Source organism: Microbacterium sp. AC035, assembly GCF_979258485.1.
Genome location: NZ_OZ409858.1, coordinates 1,363,416 through 1,380,685, shown reverse-complemented (window position 1 = coordinate 1,380,685; position 17,270 = coordinate 1,363,416). Strand labels below are relative to the sequence as shown.

Annotated in this window: 17 protein-coding genes and 1 rRNA gene; 17 read left to right on the top strand and 1 reads right to left on the bottom strand. The window is 67.8% G+C overall.

Translation table 11 applies throughout. From position 1 onward, the window contains the following. The first annotated feature begins 30 nt into the window (after window positions 1–30). Window positions 31–147: ribosomal RNA gene (gene rrf, locus ACZ0AA_RS06710) — 5S ribosomal RNA — on the top strand. Window positions 148–192: 45 nt separating this feature from the next. Here rrf and ACZ0AA_RS06705 read toward each other — a convergent pair. Next, on the bottom strand, window positions 193–1,656 hold the full coding sequence (locus tag ACZ0AA_RS06705; RefSeq protein WP_463512473.1) for a hypothetical protein: 1,464 nt from the start codon (window positions 1,654–1,656) through the stop codon (window positions 193–195). A gap of 102 nt (window positions 1,657–1,758) precedes the next feature. Between ACZ0AA_RS06705 and ACZ0AA_RS06700 the strand changes: the two genes are divergently transcribed. From ACZ0AA_RS06700 to der, 16 genes are all read left to right on the top strand, one after another. Continuing rightward, entirely contained in the window at window positions 1,759–2,613 is an 855-nt protein-coding gene (locus tag ACZ0AA_RS06700) for a hypothetical protein (RefSeq protein WP_463512472.1), read from the top strand. Then, entirely contained in the window at window positions 2,613–3,650 is a 1,038-nt protein-coding gene (locus ACZ0AA_RS06695) for an HAD-IIA family hydrolase (protein WP_463512471.1), read from the top strand. The genes ACZ0AA_RS06700 and ACZ0AA_RS06695 overlap by 1 nt, the downstream gene beginning before the upstream one ends. A 63-nt stretch (window positions 3,651–3,713) precedes the next feature. Then, complete coding sequence (locus tag ACZ0AA_RS06690; RefSeq protein WP_290161889.1) at window positions 3,714–3,890, top strand: hypothetical protein; 177 nt, start codon at window positions 3,714–3,716, stop codon at window positions 3,888–3,890. Next, complete coding sequence (locus ACZ0AA_RS06685; protein ID WP_463512470.1) at window positions 3,887–4,684, top strand: TlyA family RNA methyltransferase; 798 nt, start codon at window positions 3,887–3,889, stop codon at window positions 4,682–4,684. The genes ACZ0AA_RS06690 and ACZ0AA_RS06685 overlap by 4 nt, the downstream gene beginning before the upstream one ends. After that, window positions 4,681–5,595, top strand: coding sequence for an NAD kinase (locus ACZ0AA_RS06680; protein ID WP_400859589.1), 915 nt, complete (start codon window positions 4,681–4,683; stop codon window positions 5,593–5,595). Before ACZ0AA_RS06685 ends, ACZ0AA_RS06680 begins: the two co-directional genes overlap by 4 nt. Next, complete coding sequence (gene recN / locus ACZ0AA_RS06675; RefSeq protein WP_463513829.1) at window positions 5,592–7,283, top strand: DNA repair protein RecN; 1,692 nt, start codon at window positions 5,592–5,594, stop codon at window positions 7,281–7,283. Before ACZ0AA_RS06680 ends, recN begins: the two co-directional genes overlap by 4 nt. Before the next feature lie 17 nt (window positions 7,284–7,300). After that, entirely contained in the window at window positions 7,301–8,998 is a 1,698-nt protein-coding gene (locus tag ACZ0AA_RS06670; RefSeq protein WP_400859591.1) for a CTP synthase, read from the top strand. 80 nt (window positions 8,999–9,078) lie between these two features. Further along, complete coding sequence (locus tag ACZ0AA_RS06665; RefSeq protein ID WP_400859593.1) at window positions 9,079–9,657, top strand: NUDIX domain-containing protein; 579 nt, start codon at window positions 9,079–9,081, stop codon at window positions 9,655–9,657. Between the two features lie 2 nt (window positions 9,658–9,659). Beyond that, the gene (xerD, locus tag ACZ0AA_RS06660) at window positions 9,660–10,562 is read left to right on the top strand and encodes a site-specific tyrosine recombinase XerD (protein WP_463512469.1); all 903 of its coding nucleotides are present in this window, start codon (window positions 9,660–9,662) and stop codon (window positions 10,560–10,562) included. Window positions 10,563–10,722: 160 nt separating this feature from the next. Then, a complete protein-coding gene (locus tag ACZ0AA_RS06655) occupies window positions 10,723–11,556 on the top strand; it encodes a ParA family protein (protein ID WP_463513828.1) in 834 nt (277 codons plus the stop codon). 91 nt (window positions 11,557–11,647) lie between these two features. Then, window positions 11,648–12,451, top strand: a complete 804-nt coding sequence (locus ACZ0AA_RS06650; RefSeq protein ID WP_463513827.1) for a segregation and condensation protein A — start codon at window positions 11,648–11,650, stop codon at window positions 12,449–12,451. Next, window positions 12,441–13,055: an SMC-Scp complex subunit ScpB gene (gene scpB, locus ACZ0AA_RS06645; protein WP_400859597.1), complete on the top strand. Its 615-nt coding sequence runs from the start codon at window positions 12,441–12,443 to the stop codon at window positions 13,053–13,055. Before ACZ0AA_RS06650 ends, scpB begins: the two co-directional genes overlap by 11 nt. Window positions 13,056–13,128: 73 nt before the next feature. After that, window positions 13,129–13,917, top strand: coding sequence for a pseudouridine synthase (locus tag ACZ0AA_RS06640; RefSeq protein ID WP_400859599.1), 789 nt, complete (start codon window positions 13,129–13,131; stop codon window positions 13,915–13,917). Beyond that, the gene (locus ACZ0AA_RS06635; protein ID WP_463512468.1) at window positions 13,914–15,059 is read left to right on the top strand and encodes a prephenate dehydrogenase; all 1,146 of its coding nucleotides are present in this window, start codon (window positions 13,914–13,916) and stop codon (window positions 15,057–15,059) included. The genes ACZ0AA_RS06640 and ACZ0AA_RS06635 overlap by 4 nt, the downstream gene beginning before the upstream one ends. Continuing rightward, window positions 15,052–15,726 carry a (d)CMP kinase gene (gene cmk / locus ACZ0AA_RS06630; RefSeq protein WP_463512467.1) on the top strand — a complete coding sequence of 225 codons (675 nt, stop codon included), beginning with the start codon at window positions 15,052–15,054 and terminating at the stop codon, window positions 15,724–15,726. The genes ACZ0AA_RS06635 and cmk overlap by 8 nt, the downstream gene beginning before the upstream one ends. Next, entirely contained in the window at window positions 15,719–17,239 is a 1,521-nt protein-coding gene (gene der / locus ACZ0AA_RS06625) for a ribosome biogenesis GTPase Der (protein ID WP_311259174.1), read from the top strand. The genes cmk and der overlap by 8 nt, the downstream gene beginning before the upstream one ends. The last annotated feature ends 31 nt before the right edge of the window (window positions 17,240–17,270 follow it).

Genomic DNA, 17,270 nt, shown 5'->3' with positions numbered 1-17,270 from the left:
TATGTGTTTTGATTGAAACATCTATAGTGTTTCGGCGGCCATAGCGTGAGGGAAACGCCCGGTTACATTCCGAACCCGGAAGCTAAGCCTCACAGCGCCGATGGTACTGCAGGGGGGACCCTGTGGGAGAGTAGGACACCGCCGGACTTCTTTTAAGCAAATGGCCACCCATCGTTGGGTGGCCATTTTGCGTTAACAACATCTAGAACAGGGAGCATCATGCCGGAAGAGGAAGAGCGCCGTCCGCGTCGCAACGACGACAATGGATCGCGCGGTCACCGACCTTCCGGGGGACGCTCTGATCAGAACCGCAGCAGCGGTCCGCGTCGTGATGACGCGCCCCGACGCGAGGGTGGCTATAACCGAGATGGTGGTGCCCCTCGTTCCGGTGGGTACAGCCGTGATGGTGGCGCTCCGCGCCGTGATAACGACGCTCCGCGCTCCGGTGGGTACAACCGCGACGGCGGGGCGCCGCGTTCGGGTGGGTACAACCGTGACAACCGCGATGGTGGTGCTCCTCGCTCTGGTGGTTACAACCGTGACGGCGGCGCTCCTCGTTCGGGTGGGTACAACCGTGATGGTGGTGCACCCCGTTCGGGTGGGTACAACCGTGATGGTGGTGCTCCGCGCCGCGATGGCGACGCACCTCGTTCGAGTGGCTATAACCGCGACAGTGCTGCTCCTCGTTCGGGTGGGTACAGCCGTGATGGTGGTGCACCCCGTTCGGGTGGGTACAACCGTGACGGTGGTGCCCCGCGCCGTGACGGCGACGCTCCTCGCTCTGGCGGCTACAACCGTGACGGTGGTGCGTCGCGTTCGGGTGGGTACAACCGTGACAACCGTGACGGTGGTGCTCCTCGTTCCGGTGGGTACAACCGTGACGGTGGCGCTCCGCGCTCTGGCGGCTACAACCGTGACGGCGGTGCCCCGCGCCGCGATGGCGACGCTCCCCGTTCCGGTGGGTACAACCGTGATGGTGGTGCACCGCGCTCGGGCGGCTACAACCGTGACGGCGGTGCCCCGCGCCGCGATGGCGACGCTCCCCGTTCCGGTGGGTACAACCGTGACGGCGGCGCTCCGCGTTCCGGTGGGTACAACCGTGATGGTGGTGCACCGCGTTCCGGTGGGTACAACCGTGACGGCGGTGCCCCGCGCCGCGATGGCGACGCTCCCCGTTCCGGTGGGTACAACCGTGACGGCGGCGCTCCGCGCTCGGGCGGCTACAACCGTGATGGTGGTGCTCCGCGTTCCGGTGGGTACAACCGTGATGGTGGTGCACCGCGCCGCGATGGCGACGCTCCCCGTTCCGGTGGGTACAACCGTGATGGTGGTGCTCCGCGTTCCGGTGGGTACAACCGTGACGGTGGTGCTCCGCGCTCGGGCGGCTACAACCGTGACGGTGGTGCCCCGCGTCGCGATGGCGACGCCCCGCGCTCTGGTGGGTACAACCGTGACGGCGGTGCCCCGCGCCGCGACGGCGACGCCCCCCGTTCCGGTGGCTACAACCGCGACGGCGGAGCCCCTCGTGCCAGCGGCTACAACCGTGACGGTGGACAGGACCGCGACTCGTCGCGTTCCTACCCGCAGCGCGGGGGAGCGGGTCGCGAACGTCCGATTCAGGCTGATGGGGATCGGCCGCGTTTCAACGACCCGCACATCCCGGACGAGGTCACGGCCCGGGACCTGCACACCTCTGCCCGCAACGAGCTGAAGACTCTCAGCAAGGAGAACGCGGAGCTGGTCGCGCGTCACCTCGCCATGGCGTCTCAGCTCATCGATGAGGATCCGGCGCGCGCACACGAGCATGCTCTCGCTGCTTCTCGCCGTGCCGGCCGTATCGCGATCGTCCGCGAGACGCTCGGGATTACTGCATACGCGACTGGAGACTTCGCTCTGGCCCTTCGCGAGCTGCGCACATACCGTCGCATCTCCGGTAAGGACGACCAGATCGCGCTGATGGTCGACAGCGAGCGTGGAATCGGTCGCCCCGACCGCGCGCTCGAGACCGGTCGTGCCGTCGACCGCGCTGCACTCACCACCCCGGTTCGTGTATCTCTGGCGATCGCGATGTCGGGTGCGCGCCTCGATCAGGGAGACCTCGAGCTCGCGCTCGGCGAACTCGAGATTCCCGAGCTCGACCCCGATCGCGCGTTCGAGTGGAGCCCCGCGCTGTTCGCTGCCCGTGCAGCGGTGCTCGAGGATCTCGGACGAAACGACGAAGCCGAGTTCTGGGCACACCGCGCAGAGGTGGCTGCCGAGGCACTCGGTGTCGACGAGGCGGGTGACGAGGAGATCCTCATCGAGGACGGCCTCATCGAAGGCGACTTCGAGGATGCTGATGCTGGTGCTGGTGCTGATGCTGATGCTGGTGCTGGTGCTGGTGCTGGTGCTGGTGCTGGTGCTGATGCTGATGCTGATGCCGAGGTGGATGATGCTGACGCGGACGGCGAAAATGCTACTGACGTCGATGTTGCTGACGCCGACGAGCCTGAGCCGTCCATCGACGACGAGGTCCGTGAGCTGCTCGGCGAAGACGACGCTGACGCCGACGACTCGAACGCGAGCGACACGGACGCGGGCTCCGCAGCATCCGAGTCGCCGAAGGAGGCGTAGTGGGGCTGTTCTCCAAGAAGCCCGCGTTGCGCACCCCGCTCGTCGGCGTGGACGCCGTGCTGGCTGATCTGGATGGCGTCGTCTACGCGGGCCCTGGTGCTCTGCCGCATGCGGTGGAGAGCCTCAACGCCGCGGCGTCGACCGCGCGGCTCGGGTACATCACGAACAACGCGTCGCGTACCGACGCGTCGGTCGCCGAGCACCTGAGCAGTCTGGGTCTCGACGTGGCACCCGCTGACGTGATCACCAGTCCGCAGGCCGCGATGCGGCTGCTGGCCGGTATCGTCCCGCCACCCGCCACACTTCTGATCGTGGGCGGAGCAGGACTCGTCGACGAGGCGGAGAAGGCGGGCTACACCGTCACTCGCAGCGCCGAAGATGCTCCGGATGCCGTCGTACAGGGCTTCGCCCCCGAGGTCGCGTGGACGGATCTCGCCGAGGCGGCTTTCGCGCTGAAGGTCCCGGAGGAGGAGGGCGGCATCCCGTGGATCGCCACCAACACCGATTGGACGATCCCGCGGGAGCGCGGCGTCGCCCCGGGCAACGGGACGCTCGTGTCTGCTGTGCACACAGCGATCGGCCGGCTCGCCACCGTCGCCGGCAAGCCGGAGACCCCGATCTTCGAAGAGGCGACAGAGCGATTCGGGGCGAAGAAGCCGCTGTTCATCGGCGACCGCCTCGACACGGACATCCTCGGGGCTGTCCGTGCAGGAATCGACTCTGCATTGGTGCTCACCGGCATCGATCGACCGAAGCACGTGCTCGCCGCGCCTGAGGGGTCGCGCCCGAAGTACATCCTCAGCGACCTTCGCGAACTGCACCAGCCGTACCCGGAGGTGACGTCGAAAGACGGCGTCCACTCGGTCAACGCCGCATCCGTGCGTGTCGTCGGCGCCGACGTCGAGATCATCGCGGAGGGAGATTCGCAGATCGATCTGCTTCGTGCCGGCGCATCCGCGATCTGGGCCTCCGGAACACCGGTGTTCGTGCTGCGAGTGCCCGAGCGCCTCTACGACGACCCGTTCCATCGGCCCTGACCGGCGTGCGTCGCGTCGCCGTGCCTCCGCCGACGTGTCGGCGCCGCCGCGTACAGTAGAAGCGTGAGCGATGAGACGACGAACGCACCGACCGACGGTCTGTGGAGTCGCCTGCGCCTGATCGAGGGGCAGCCTCTCGCTGCCAGGGCAGACGCATACTCCGGGCTGCATGACGAACTGTCCCGCCGCCTCGACAGCGGTGCGAAGCTCGACCAGCGCGACGCGCCGGGCTCCCGATGACGCGACTCGACGCCGCCCTCGCCGCGCGAGGTCTCGCTCGCTCGCGCACGCACGCGGCGACGCTCATCGCGGGCGGTCTCGTGAGCATCGACGGTCGCCCCGTGGTGAAGGCCTCGACGCCGGTCGCAGACTCCGCGGAGATCACCGTCGCCGGCGCCGATCATTACGTCGGTCGGGGAGCACACAAGCTGATCGCCGCTGTCGACGGATTCGGAATCTCCGCCGAAGGCCGCCTCGCGCTGGACATGGGTGCATCCACCGGCGGCTTCACACAGGTGCTTCGTGAGCGCGGAGCGCGGCGTGTTCTCGCCGTCGACGTGGGGCACGACCAGATGGCCGCAGCCGTGGCATCCGACGCCGGCGTCGTGGTCGTCGAGGGCTACAACGTCCGCCACATGACTCCCGAGAACCTGCAGGAGGTCACTGGCGAACCGGAGGCTCCCGACCTCATCGTCGGCGATCTGTCGTTCATCTCCCTCGAGCACGTGCTGCCTGCGGTCGCCTCGGTCGCCGCGGCGAGTGCAGACATCGTCCTGCTCGTGAAGCCGCAGTTCGAAGTCGGCCGCACCGCGGTGCGCGGTGGACTCGTCACCGATCCGGCCACACGGGCGGACGCGGTCGCGCGGACAGCGTGGAGCGCGTGGGATGCCGGACTGAGCATGCTCGGCATCCTGACCTCGCCGATCCTCGGAACGCACGGCAACTCGGAGTATCTCCTGCACCTCGCGCCGGGGCGCGGCAGCGATCCGTCAGAATGGTCAGACCGCATCAACGCACTGGCAGGGAGACGATGAACGAGCGCAACATCCTGGTCGTCGCCCACGCCGGCCGGGAGGCCACCGTCGAGGCAGCCCGCAAGGTCGTCGACGAACTCCGCGGTGCCGGCGCGCGCCCGGTGCTCCCACCCGATGAGAGCGGCGATCTGCGAGCCGTCGACCCCCATTTCGCCGATGTCGACATACTCGGCGAGACGGTGCAGCAGGACGAGCTCGAACTCGCGATCGTACTCGGCGGCGACGGCACGATCCTGCGCGCCGCCGAACTGGTGCGCGGCTGCTCGGCCCCCGTGCTCGGCATCAACATGGGCCACGTCGGATTCCTCGCCGAGATCGACCGGGACGACATGGATGCCGCTGTGCGGCGCGTCATCGATCGCGACTACGAAGTCGAAGAGCGCCTGGCGCTGTCGGTGCGCGTCAAAGACGTCGACGGTGCCGTCGTGTACGAGACCTTCGCGCTCAACGAGGCCACGGTCGAGAAAGCCAGCCGAGAGCGGATGATCGAGGTCGTGCTCGAGATCGACGGTCTTCCCCTGTCGAGCTTCGGCTGCGACGGCATGGTCGTGTCCACGCCGACCGGATCGACGGCCTACAACTTCTCGGCGGGCGGACCGGTGATCTGGCCCAGCGTCGAGGCCATCGCGGTCGTGCCGCTGTCGGCTCATGCGCTGTTCGCCAAGCCGCTCGTGGTCAGCCCCGACGCTGCCGTGGCCATCGAGATGCTCGAGGGCACGTCGGGCTCCGGCATCCTCTGGTGCGACGGCCGCCGCTCGCATGACCTGCCTCCGGGCGCACGTGTCGTGGTGCGCAAGTCCTCGCGTCCGGTGCGTCTGGCGCGCCTGCACCCCACGGAGTTCACCAATCGACTGGTGCGCAAGTTCCAGCTGCCGGTCGCCGGATGGCGCGGACAGGGGGCGGCCTCGTGATCGAGGAGATGCGGATGCAGGGACTCGGCGTGATCGCCGACGCCGTGCTGCCCCTGGGCGCCGGATTCACCGCGATCACCGGCGAGACCGGCGCGGGCAAGACCATGGTCGTGACCGGCCTCGGGCTGCTGCTCGGGCAGCGGGCCGACTCCGGAGCCGTACGAGCCGGTGCGGCACAGGCATCCGTTGCTGGTGTGTGGATCGTGCCTGAGACGGGCGACGTCGCCGACATCGTCGCCGATGCCGGGGGAGATCTCGAGCCTGCAGGCTCCGGGGTCGCTGAGCTGTACGTCTCCCGCACATTGAGCGCCGAGGGCCGCAGCCGCGCGAGCGTCGGAGGACGCGCGGCGCCGGCGGGAGTGCTGTCTGCTCTGGCCGAGGAGCTGGTCGTCGTGCACGGTCAGTCCGAGCAGCTGAGGCTGCGCTCCTCCGCGGCGCAGCGCGATGCCCTCGATCGCTTCGGAGGCGCGCCGATCGCCAAGGCGCTGGACGCCTACACGTCGTCGTTCACGCGGTGGCGCGAGCTGGATGCCGAGATCGCCGACATCACCGAGAACCGCGACCGCCGAGCCGAAGAGGCATCACGCCTCCGCGAAGCGCTCGCACTCATCGAGGCCGCTGCTCCCGAACCGGGGGAGGACGTCGAGCTGTCCGCGCGGGCAGAACGTCTGGCGAACGCCGAAGAGCTGCGACTGGCCGCCACTCTCGCGCACAGCGCCCTCTCGAGCGAAGAAGGCGAGCCGGATGCGTCCGCTCTGATCGCCGAAGCCCGTCGGGTGCTCGAGCGCGTCTCCGACACCGCTCTCACCGACATCTCGGCCGCTCTCGCCGACATCGGCTACCGCATCGCCGATGTCGCAGGGCAACTCTCGGCCTACCTCGCCGATCTCGATGAGACAGGACCGCACGAGCTGGCGGCCGTCGAAGAGCGACGGGCAGCTCTGGGCACTCTGATCCGCGCGCACGGTTCTTTGGATGAGGCTCTCGAGCTCTGGCAGACGGGATCGACGAGGCTCGCTGAGCTCGACGACGACGGCGAGCGACTCGAGCGCCTCGAAGCCGAACGCGATGCCGCCCGTACGGATCTCGATGCACATGCTGAGGCCCTGACGGCGGAGCGCACAGCGGCTGCCTCTCGGCTCGGCGTAGCCGTCAGCGAGGAGCTCCACGCGCTCGCGATGCCGGATGCGACCCTCGAGGTCGCGGTGACACCGGGCACGGAGAGCGCGCACGGTCGCGACGACGTCGCCATCCTGCTCGCACCCCACCCGGGGGCCGAGCCCCGCGCTGTCGGCAAGGGTGCGTCGGGCGGTGAGCTCTCGCGCGTGATGCTCGCGATCGAGGTCGTCATCGCCGGAACCGACCCCGTGCCGACCTTCGTGTTCGACGAGGTCGATGCCGGCATCGGCGGTGCCGCGGCGATCGAGGTCGGCCGACGACTCGCCCGACTTGCAGAGAAGTCCCAAGTGATCGCGGTGACGCACCTCGCTCAGGTCGCCGCGTTCGCCACCAACCATCTCTCGGTCGTCAAATCCAGCGACGGCGCAGTCACCGCATCGAGTGTCCGCCGTCTCGAGGGGCAGGAGCGCGAGGCCGAGATGGCCCGACTGCTGTCCGGATTGACCGATTCGGATGCCGCCATCACCCACGCCCGAGAACTTCTCAGCCTCGGCACCCTCACCTCCTGATAGGATCGAAGCCCGTGATGAACTCTTCTTCTGCGGGGCCCAAGAACGACACGACCAAGCACATCTTTGTGACGGGTGGTGTCGTTTCGTCTTTGGGTAAAGGGCTGACTGCCGCAAGCCTCGGCAACCTCCTCACGGCCCGCGGACTCCGCGTCGTGATGCAGAAGCTCGACCCGTACCTCAACGTCGATCCGGGCACCATGAACCCGTTCCAGCACGGCGAGGTCTTCGTCACGGACGACGGCGCCGAGACCGACCTCGACATCGGACACTACGAGCGGTTCCTCGACATCAACCTGTCCGAGGCCGCCAATGTCACGACCGGCCAGATCTACTCTCAGGTGATCGCCCGCGAGCGCCGCGGCGAGTACCTCGGCGACACCGTGCAGGTCATCCCGCACATCACCGATGAGATCAAGCGCCGCATGCGGCTGCAGGCGACCGAAGACCCGCGTCCTGACGTGATCATCACCGAGGTCGGCGGCACGGTCGGCGACATCGAGTCGCAGCCGTTCCTCGAGTCGGCTCGTCAGCTCCGCCACGAACTCGGCCGCGACAGCGTGTTCTTCGTGCACGTGTCGCTGGTTCCGTTCATGGGGGCGTCCGGCGAGCAGAAGACCAAGCCGACGCAGCACTCCGTCGCGGCTCTCCGTCAGGTCGGCATCCAGCCCGACGCGCTCGTGCTGCGCAGCGACCGCCCGGTGAGCGAGAGCAACCGCAACAAGATCGCTCTCATGTGCGACGTCGACGCCGAAGGCGTCATCAACACGGTCGACCTGCCGAGCATCTATGACATCCCGTCGACGCTCAACGACCAGGGTCTCGACTCGTACATCGTGCGACGCCTCGGTCTCGATCAGAAGGCCGCCGATGAGGTCGACTGGACGCGCTGGAGCAAGGTGCTGCACGCCGTGCACAACCCCAAGCACGAGGTGACCATCGGTCTGGTCGGCAAGTACATCGACCTGCCCGATGCGTACCTCTCGGTGACCGAGGCGCTCAAGGCCGGCGGTTTCGCTCAGGAGACCAAGGTCAACATCCGCTGGATCCCGTCGGACCGCTGCGAGACCCCTGAGGGTGCGAAGGAGCAGCTCGGCGAGCTCGACGGCATCTGCGTCCCCGGTGGATTCGGCATCCGCGGCATCGAGGGCAAGCTGGGGGCGCTGAAGTTCGCGCGCGAGCAGGGCATCCCGACGCTCGGCCTCTGCCTCGGCCTGCAGTGCATGGTCATCGAGTATGCCCGTGACGTGGCCGGCATCGCCGACGCATCCTCGAGCGAGTTCGATCCGCAGACCACGGAGCCCGTCATCGCCACGATGGCCGAGCAGGTCGAGATCCTCGACGGCGGCGACCTCGGCGGCACCATGCGTCTCGGTCTCTACCAGGCCGCACTCGCCGAGGGATCCCTGGCGCGTGAGCTGTACGACGCACCCGAGGCCTCGGAGCGCCACCGTCACCGCTACGAGGTCAACAACGCCTACCGTGCGCGTCTCTCCGAGGCCGGTCTCGTGTTCTCCGGCGTGAACCCCGAGCTCGATCTGGTCGAGTACGTCGAGCTGCCGCGCGACGTTCACCCGTACTACATCGCGACGCAGGCGCACCCGGAACTCCGTTCGCGTCCGACGGCGCCGCACCCGCTGTTCCGCGGGCTGGTCGGAGCCGCGATCGAACGTCACCGCTCCAGCGAGCTGTTCGACGTCGAAGCCGATGCGTGAGTTCGGCGGAGCCGATGCGTGAGTTCGGCGGAGCCGATGCGTGAGTTCGGCGGAGCCGATGCATGAGTTCGGCGGAGCCGATGCCTGAGTTCGACGACCTGCGCGACGAACCCTTCGAACCGGAGGTTCTGCGCAGCGATCTCGTATACGAGGGTGCCGTGTGGAACGTCCGCGACGATCGGGTGCGGTACGGCGACGGAGAGATCCGCCGCCAGTACGTCGCGCACACGGGCGCCGTCGCGATCCTCGCTCTGGATGACGAGGGGCGGGTGCTGCTGATCCAGCAGTACCGGCATCCGATCCGTCACCGCGACTGGGAGCTGCCTGCCGGGCTGCTCGACGTGGCTGGCGAGGAGCCGCTCGAGGCCGCTCGACGCGAGCTCGCCGAAGAGGCGGATCTGGTCGCGGCGCACTGGGAGCCGCTCGTCTCGACGTGGACGACTCCCGGCGGGAACGACGAGCTCATCCACGTCTTCCTCGCCACCGGCGTCTCAGCGGCGCAGAACGCGCATGCTCGTGAGGACGAAGAGGCTGACATCCGCGTGGAGTGGATTCCGCTCGACGCCGCGGTCGCAGCGGTCCTCGACGGGCGGATGCGCAACGGCATCCTCGGCATCGGCGTGCTCGCGGCCGCGCAGAGGCTGCGCGACCGGAGCTGAGCATGCAGCTCGATCGAGCGTTGGACACCTATCTGCGCCACGTCACGATCGAGCGCGGTCTCAGCGATCACACGATCGCCGCGTATCGTCGTGATCTCGGTTCCTACGTCGAATGGCTGGATGCCGAGGGCATCACCGACACGGCGGAGATCAGCGCGGCCGTCGTCGGGCGGTTCATCGCCGATCGATCGGGCGCCGATCCTTCCCCGGCCGCGACGAGTCTTGCGCGGCTGCAGTCGTCCGTGCGCGGGTGGCACCGATTCCTGGCGCGTGAAGGCATAGAACAGGATGATCCGAGCGGCCGTCTTCGTCCGCCGAAGGCCCCTCGTCGCCTGCCCAAGGCGTTGACGATCGACCAGGTCGAGCGCCTGCTCGGCGCACCCAGCGCCGAAGATCCGATGGGGATCCGTGACAGGGCCCTGCTCGAGCTGCTCTATGCGACCGGCGCTCGAGTGTCCGAGGCCGTCGGTCTCGACGTCGACGACCTCGCCCACGGCGATGTGCTGCGCCTTCGTGGCAAGGGGTCGAAGGAGCGCATCGTGCCGATCGGCTCGTTCGCTCGTGTCGCGGTGGATGCGTATCTCACCAGGGTCCGCCCGGGGCTCGCGGCGAGGGGGCGAGCATCGGCCCGGCTCTTCCTCGGTGCACGCGGCGCCCCGTTGTCTCGACAGAGCGCATGGCTCATCATCCGCGCGGCGGCGGAGCACGCGCACATCACCGCCGAGGTGTCGCCGCACACGCTGCGGCACTCGTTCGCGACACACCTGCTGCAGGGCGGCGCCGACGTGCGTGTCGTGCAGGAGCTGCTCGGTCACGCCTCGGTCGCGACGACGCAGATCTACACCCACGTGTCGGTAGACACCCTGCGCGACATCTACGCCACATCGCACCCGCGCGCACGCTGAGACAACGGCGCACGAGGCGAAATCGCGGGATCGCCGGGGCTGAGGCGGTGATCCCGTCGGTCGATCGGTAGACTCGACCGAGCACGAAAGAGCAGGAGAATCGGTGGCTGAGAACGCGGCGAAGTCCAGGGCGAAGACGTCGAAGAACGACGACACCCCCATGGGACCCACCGGGCGTCCCTATCACGGCTTCGCGACCCCTGAACCGCTCGCCTCGCACGGGCCCGCACGCATCATCGCGCTGTGCAACCAGAAGGGCGGCGTCGGCAAGACGACGACCGCGATCAACCTCGCAGCGGCCCTCGCCGAATACGGCCGCAAGGTGCTTGCAGTCGACTTCGACCCGCAGGGTGCCCTGTCCGCCGGACTCGGCATCCAGACGCACGACGTGCCGACCGTGTACGACCTGCTGCTCGACACGAAGCGCGATGCCCACGACGCGATCGTGCCTTCGGGTGTCGACGGTCTCGACGTGATGCCCGCGAACATCGATCTGTCCGCCGCCGAGGTGCACCTCGTGAACGAGGTCGCCCGCGAGACGATCCTCGCGCGTGTGCTCCTTCAGGTGGCGGGGGAGTACGACGTCATCCTGATCGACTGCCAGCCTTCGCTCGGTCTGCTCACGGTGAACGCGTTGACCGCGGCTCATGGCGTCATCATCCCGCTCGAGTGCGAGTTCTTCGCGCTTCGTGGTGTGGCGCTCCTGATCGAGACCATCGACAAGGTGCGAGACCGGCTGAACCCGTCGATCACGATGGACGGCCTTCTCGCCACCATGTACGACCCGCGCACGCTGCACTCGCGTGAGGTTCTCGAGCGTGTGGTCGAGGCGTTCGGCGACGATGTCCTGGAGACGGTGATCGGTCGCACGGTCAAGTTCCCGGATGCGTCGGTCTCCGGTGTGCCGATCACCGAGTTCGCTCCGGAGCACGCTGCCGCGCAGGCGTACCTGCGGCTGGCGCGGGAGCTGGTCACCCGTGGCGCTGTCGCCTGAGCTCGAGCCGTCAGACACACCGGCTCAGTCCGACACACCGGCTCAGTCCGTCTCGCCAGCAGAAGCGGCATCGGATCTCGATGTCGAGGTGATGGAAGAGGCTTCCATCTCGGACGCCGGATTCCGCGTCTCGCTGTCGAACTTCGACGGTCCGTTCGATCTGCTGCTGAACCTCATCTCGAAGCACGAGATGGACATCACCGAGGTGTCGTTGAGCGCTGTCACGAACGAGTTCATCGCGTATCTCAAGGAGCTCGACGACGATGAGGAGCTCGACCAGGCCTCGGAGTTCTTGGTGGTCGCGGCGACGCTGCTCGATATGAAGGTGGCCGGTCTGCTTCCGCAGGGCGAATTGGTGGATGCCGAGGCCGTCGCGCTCCTCGAAGCCCGAGACCTGCTCTTCGCGCGCCTTCTGCAGTACCGCGCATTCAAAGAGGTGTCTGCCTGGTTCGCGCGCTGCCTGCAGCGCGAGGATCGGCGCCACGCGCGTGCAGTGAGGCTCGACGAGAAGCACCGGCGGAAGACGCCTGAGCTCGTCTGGTCACTCAGCGCCGATGATTTCGCTGCACTCGCTCTCCTGGCGTTCGCGCCGAAGGAGATCCCGCATGTGGGACTCGATCACCTGCACGCGCCGCTCGTCAGCATCCGCGAGCAGGCAGCCATCGTCGTCACGCTGCTTCGCGCTGCGGAGTCGGTGAGCTTCCGCGAGCTCGTCGCGGGCGTCAGCGAGCCGGGAATCGTGGTCGCGAGGTTCATCTCCGTGCTGGAGCTCTACCGGCACGCCGCCCTCTCCTTCGAACAATTGGAACCGCTCGGCGAGCTGACGCTGCGCTGGGCCGCCGACTCCTGGTCGGACGAGACACTGGCATCGCTGGGAGCCGACTATGACCGATGATGTGACTGAAGCGACGACCGGCGCTGCGACCGAGGACATAGTGCGCGAGTCGCCGCTGTCCGAGCGAATCGAGGCGATTCTGCTCATCATCGACGAGCCGATCGGCCTCGTCGCCCTCGCTGCGGCCGTGGGCTCGCCGGTGGCGGCTGTGCGGCAGACGATCGAGACGCTCGTCGACGACTACGACGGCAAGGGCCAGGGCCCGCGTCGGGGCTTCGAGCTGCGCGAGGTCGGCGGCGGATGGCGCCTCTACGTACGCGAGGACCACGACGACGTCGTCGCGGAGTTCGTCGGCGGGCAGGCGCCGGCGCGGCTTTCTCAGGCGGCCCTCGAGACGCTTGCCGTGATCGCCTACAAACAGCCGGTCACGCGCAGCCAGGTGGCGTCGATCCGAGCAGTGAATGTCGACTCGGTCGTGCGCACGCTGCTTGCTCGAGGCCTCATCACCGAGCTGTTCGCAGACTCCGAGACCGGTGCGATCAACTACGGCACGACAGATGAGCTCCTGCAGCATCTGGGCATCAACTCGCTCGACGAGCTGCCACCGATCTCTCCTCTGCTCGACGACGGCGCAGACGGTTTCGACGAAGGGACCATCCGATGATCTCGGTCGGTTCGATGACGTCCGCACGGGCGGATGCGATGCACAGATTCAGTTTCAACGAAGGGACCATCCGATGAGCGGCTTCGAGACACCAGAGGGCATCCGCCTGCAGAAGGTGCTGTCGGCGGCGGGCGTGGCCTCACGACGCGTGATCGAGCAGTACATCGTCGAGGGACGCATCCGGGTGAACGGGCAGACCGTCACCGAGCTCGGACGCCGCGTCGACCCCGAGACCGACCTCATCGACGTGGACGGCACCGCGGTGCAGCTCGATGTGTCGAAGCGCTATGTGATGTTGAACAAGCCGACTGGAGTGGTCAGCAGCCTTCGCGACGAGAACGGCAGGCCCGATCTGCGCGTCTTCACCGACGACTACGAGGAGCGCCTGTACAACGTCGGGCGACTCGATGCGGAGACCAGCGGGCTGCTCGTCCTGACGAACGACGGCGACCTCGCACACGTGCTCGCTCACCCGTCGTTCGGCGTCACCAAGGTCTACATCGCGAAGGTCGAGGGCGAGGTCACCGCGCAGACGATCTCGAAGCTAACCAAGGGCATCGATCTGGACGACGGTCCGATCGCGGCGGACAAGGCGCGCCTGCTCGACACCTCTCGTGGGTCGAGTCTCGTCGAGCTGACGCTGCACTCCGGACGGAACCGGATCGTCAGAAGGATGCTGGCGGCCGTCGGCCATCCGGTGACCGAACTCGTTCGCCGCCAGTTCGGTCCGCTGCACCTGGGAACCCTCCCGGTTGGGAAGACCCGCGAACTGACTAAAATCGAACTCGGCGCACTCTTGACTCTGTCGCGCCGTGATTCCGGTGTCGCCGAGGCGCCAGGCGAGCAACAGGAGAACGAGTGACCGATACGACGAGTGCGCCCGCGGGGGCTCGGAGTTCTGTCGCGCCGCGAACCGCGGCCAGGCTCTCCGGCACCGTACGGGTGGTCGGCGCCGGTCTGCTCGGCGCGAGCATCGGTCATGCACTTCGCGCCAAGGGCGTGGATGTGGTGCTCGCCGACACTTCGCCGGCGCAGCTGCGCCTCGCGATCGACTACGGAGCGGGCCGCTCGGCCGCCGAAGACGATTCGCCAGCACTGATCGTGGTCGCCGTGCCGCCCGACGTCACGGCCGATGTCATCGAGTCGGAATTGACTCGTTTTCCGCACGCCGTCGTCACGGACGTGGCGAGCGTCAAACTCGAGCCCTTCCACAGTCTGCAGCGACGCGGAGTCGATCTGACCCGTTACATCGGCTCACACCCGCTCGCGGGGCGCGAGCGCGGCGGCGCGATCTCCGCGCGTGCAGACCTGTTCATCGGACGCCCGTGGGTCGTCTGCCGTGACGCCGACACCAAGGCAGCAGATCTCGCGCTCGTCGAGGCACTCGCTCTCGACGTCGGGGCGATGCCGCTCGAGATGACTCCGGAGGAGCACGACCGCTCGGTGGCGCTCACCTCTCACGTTCCTCAGGTCGTCGCGAGCCTGCTCGCCGGACGGCTCGCCGAGGCGGATGAGGGTGCGCTGCGGCTCTCCGGCCAGGGCGTTCGCGACACGACCCGCATCGCGGCATCCGCCCCTGAGCTCTGGGTGCAGATCCTCGGAGCGAACGCCGGGCCGGTGGTCGAGATCCTCGACGCTCTGGCATCCGACCTCCGGGAAGTGTCCGACGCGCTGCGCGCGCCCGAAGCTCCTGGCGCTCGGCGCGTGGTCGCCGAGACGATCCGACAGGGCAATGACGGTGTCGAGCGTCTTCCGGGAAAGCACGGACAGAACCAGCGGTTCGAGTCTCTCGTCGTGATGATCGACGACACGGCAGGACAGCTCGGTCGTCTGTTCGGCGAGCTCGGAGAGCTCGGCGTCAACGTCGAGGACCTGCGTCTCGAGCACTCACCGGGCGCACAGTTCGGGCTCGCCGAGATCAGTGTCGAGCCCGCAGCGCTGCACGGCGCGATCACCGGACTCCAGGAACGCGGCTGGCGGATTGCAGGGACGACCAATGACTGACTTCATCGCGATCGACGGACCCGCAGGTTCCGGCAAGTCCAGTGTGTCCAAGGCAGTCGCCCGCACTCTGGGCTTCGGCTACCTCGACACGGGATCGGCGTATCGCGCCCTCGCCTGGCATGTGCAGGATCGAGGGGCCGATACGGCGGATGCCGCTGCGGTGCTCGACGCCGTCGCCGACTTCCCTGTGCGACTCGGTCTCGACCCCGACGATCGCACGGTGCGCGTCGGCGATGTCGACGTCACGGACGCGATCCGCGAACCCTCCGTCTCGGGCGCCGTCAGCGGCGTCGCCCGTGTCCCCGAGGTGCGCGACCAGGTCAACCGTCTGTTCCGCACCCTCGTCGCAGAGGCGCCCTACCCGGCGGTCGTCGTCGAGGGGCGCGACATCACCACCGTGGTTGCACCTGACGCCCCGGTGCGCATTCTTCTCACGGCTGCACCCGAGGTGCGCGCCGCACGACGTGCCGGCGAACTCGCCGGCGAGAACGCCGAGACCGTCGCGGCCGCACTGCACAAGCGCGACGCTTCAGACAGCGCCGTCGTCGACTTTCTGAACGCCGCAGAAGGCGTCGAGGTCGTCGATTCGACGGAGCTCGATTTCACACAGACCATCGACGCCGTCCTCGCGGTGATCGAACGAACCCGAGGAGTACACCATGGCTGACGACGAATACGAAGGCGGCCCCGACCAGCTCGCCGAGAAGATGGCGCAGCTCGACGAGCAGCTCGCCGAGGCACGTGCGGAGACGCTGCGCGCGGGCCTCGCCGACTACGACCTCGACGATGAGGATGCCGCGCTCCTCGCCGGCATCACGATGGGCGAGGACGGCATCCAGTTCTTCCCCGCATTGCCGGTGGTGGCGATCGTCGGTCGCCCGAACGTCGGCAAGTCGGCGCTCGTGAACCGCATCCTCGGCCGCCGCGAGGCCGTCGTCGAGGACACCCCCGGCGTGACCCGCGACCGCGTGACGTACAAGGCCGAGTGGGCCGACCGTCGCTTCTCGCTCGTCGACACCGGAGGTTGGGAGCCCGACGCACGAGGCATCGACCGCTCGGTCGCCGCGCAGGCGGAGGTCGCGATCGACCTGGCCGATGTCGTGCTGTTCGTCGTCGACGCGATGGTCGGCGCCACGTCGACCGACGAGCACGTCGTGAAGATGCTGCGCAAGAGCGGCAAGCCCGTCTTCCTCGTCGCGAACAAGATCGATGACGCCCGCCAGGAGCCGGAGGCAGCAGCCCTCTGGAACCTCGGTCTCGGTGAGCCTCACCCGGTCTCGGCCATCCACGGTCGTGGTGTCGCAGACCTGCTCGACGCGCTGCTGAAGACGCTCCCCGATGTCTCGGCCGTCGCGAAGGCCGAGATCGGCGGACCGCGTCGCGTCGCGATCCTGGGTCGGCCGAACGTCGGCAAGTCGTCACTGCTCAACAAGGCCGCCGGCGAAGAGCGAGTGGTCGTCAACGACCTGGCCGGCACGACCCGCGACCCCGTCGATGAGATCGTCGAGCTCGGCGGCAAGCTGTGGCGTCTGGTCGACACCGCCGGCATCCGTCGCCGCGTGCACATGGCCCAGGGCGCCGACTTCTACGCCTCGCTGCGTACATCGGCCGCGCTCGAGAAGGCCGAGGTCGGTGTCGTCGTCCTCGACGTGTCCGAGTCGATCAGCGAGCAGGACGTTCGCATCATCGACCTGGTGCTGGAGTCCGGGCGTTCGCTCGTGCTCGCGTTCAACAAGTGGGATCGCCTGAACGACGACGACCTCGAGAACGCTGATCGTCGTCGCTACCTCGAGCGTGAGATCGAGAAGGACCTGGCGCACGTCGCCTGGGCCCCTCGCGTGAACATCTCGGCGAAGACCGGCCGCCACCTCGACAAGCTCGTCCCGGCGCTAGAGACCGCCCTGACGAACTGGGACCGTCGCATTCCCACCGGCAAGTTCAACGCGTTCCTCGCCGAGCTGGTCGCGGAGCACCCGCACCCGCTGCGAGGAGGCAAGCAGCCGCGCATCCTGTTCGGCACGCAGGCGTCGACTCGGCCGCCGACGTTCGTGCTGTTCACGACCGGGTTCCTCGACCCGGGATACCGTCGATTCATCCAGCGCCGCCTGCGCGAGCTCTATGAATTCGACGGAACGCCCATCGTCATCAACATGCGAGTGCGCGAGAAGCGTCAGCGCTGAGCCGCAAGCCGGGTCACACGTGCGCGCAGCT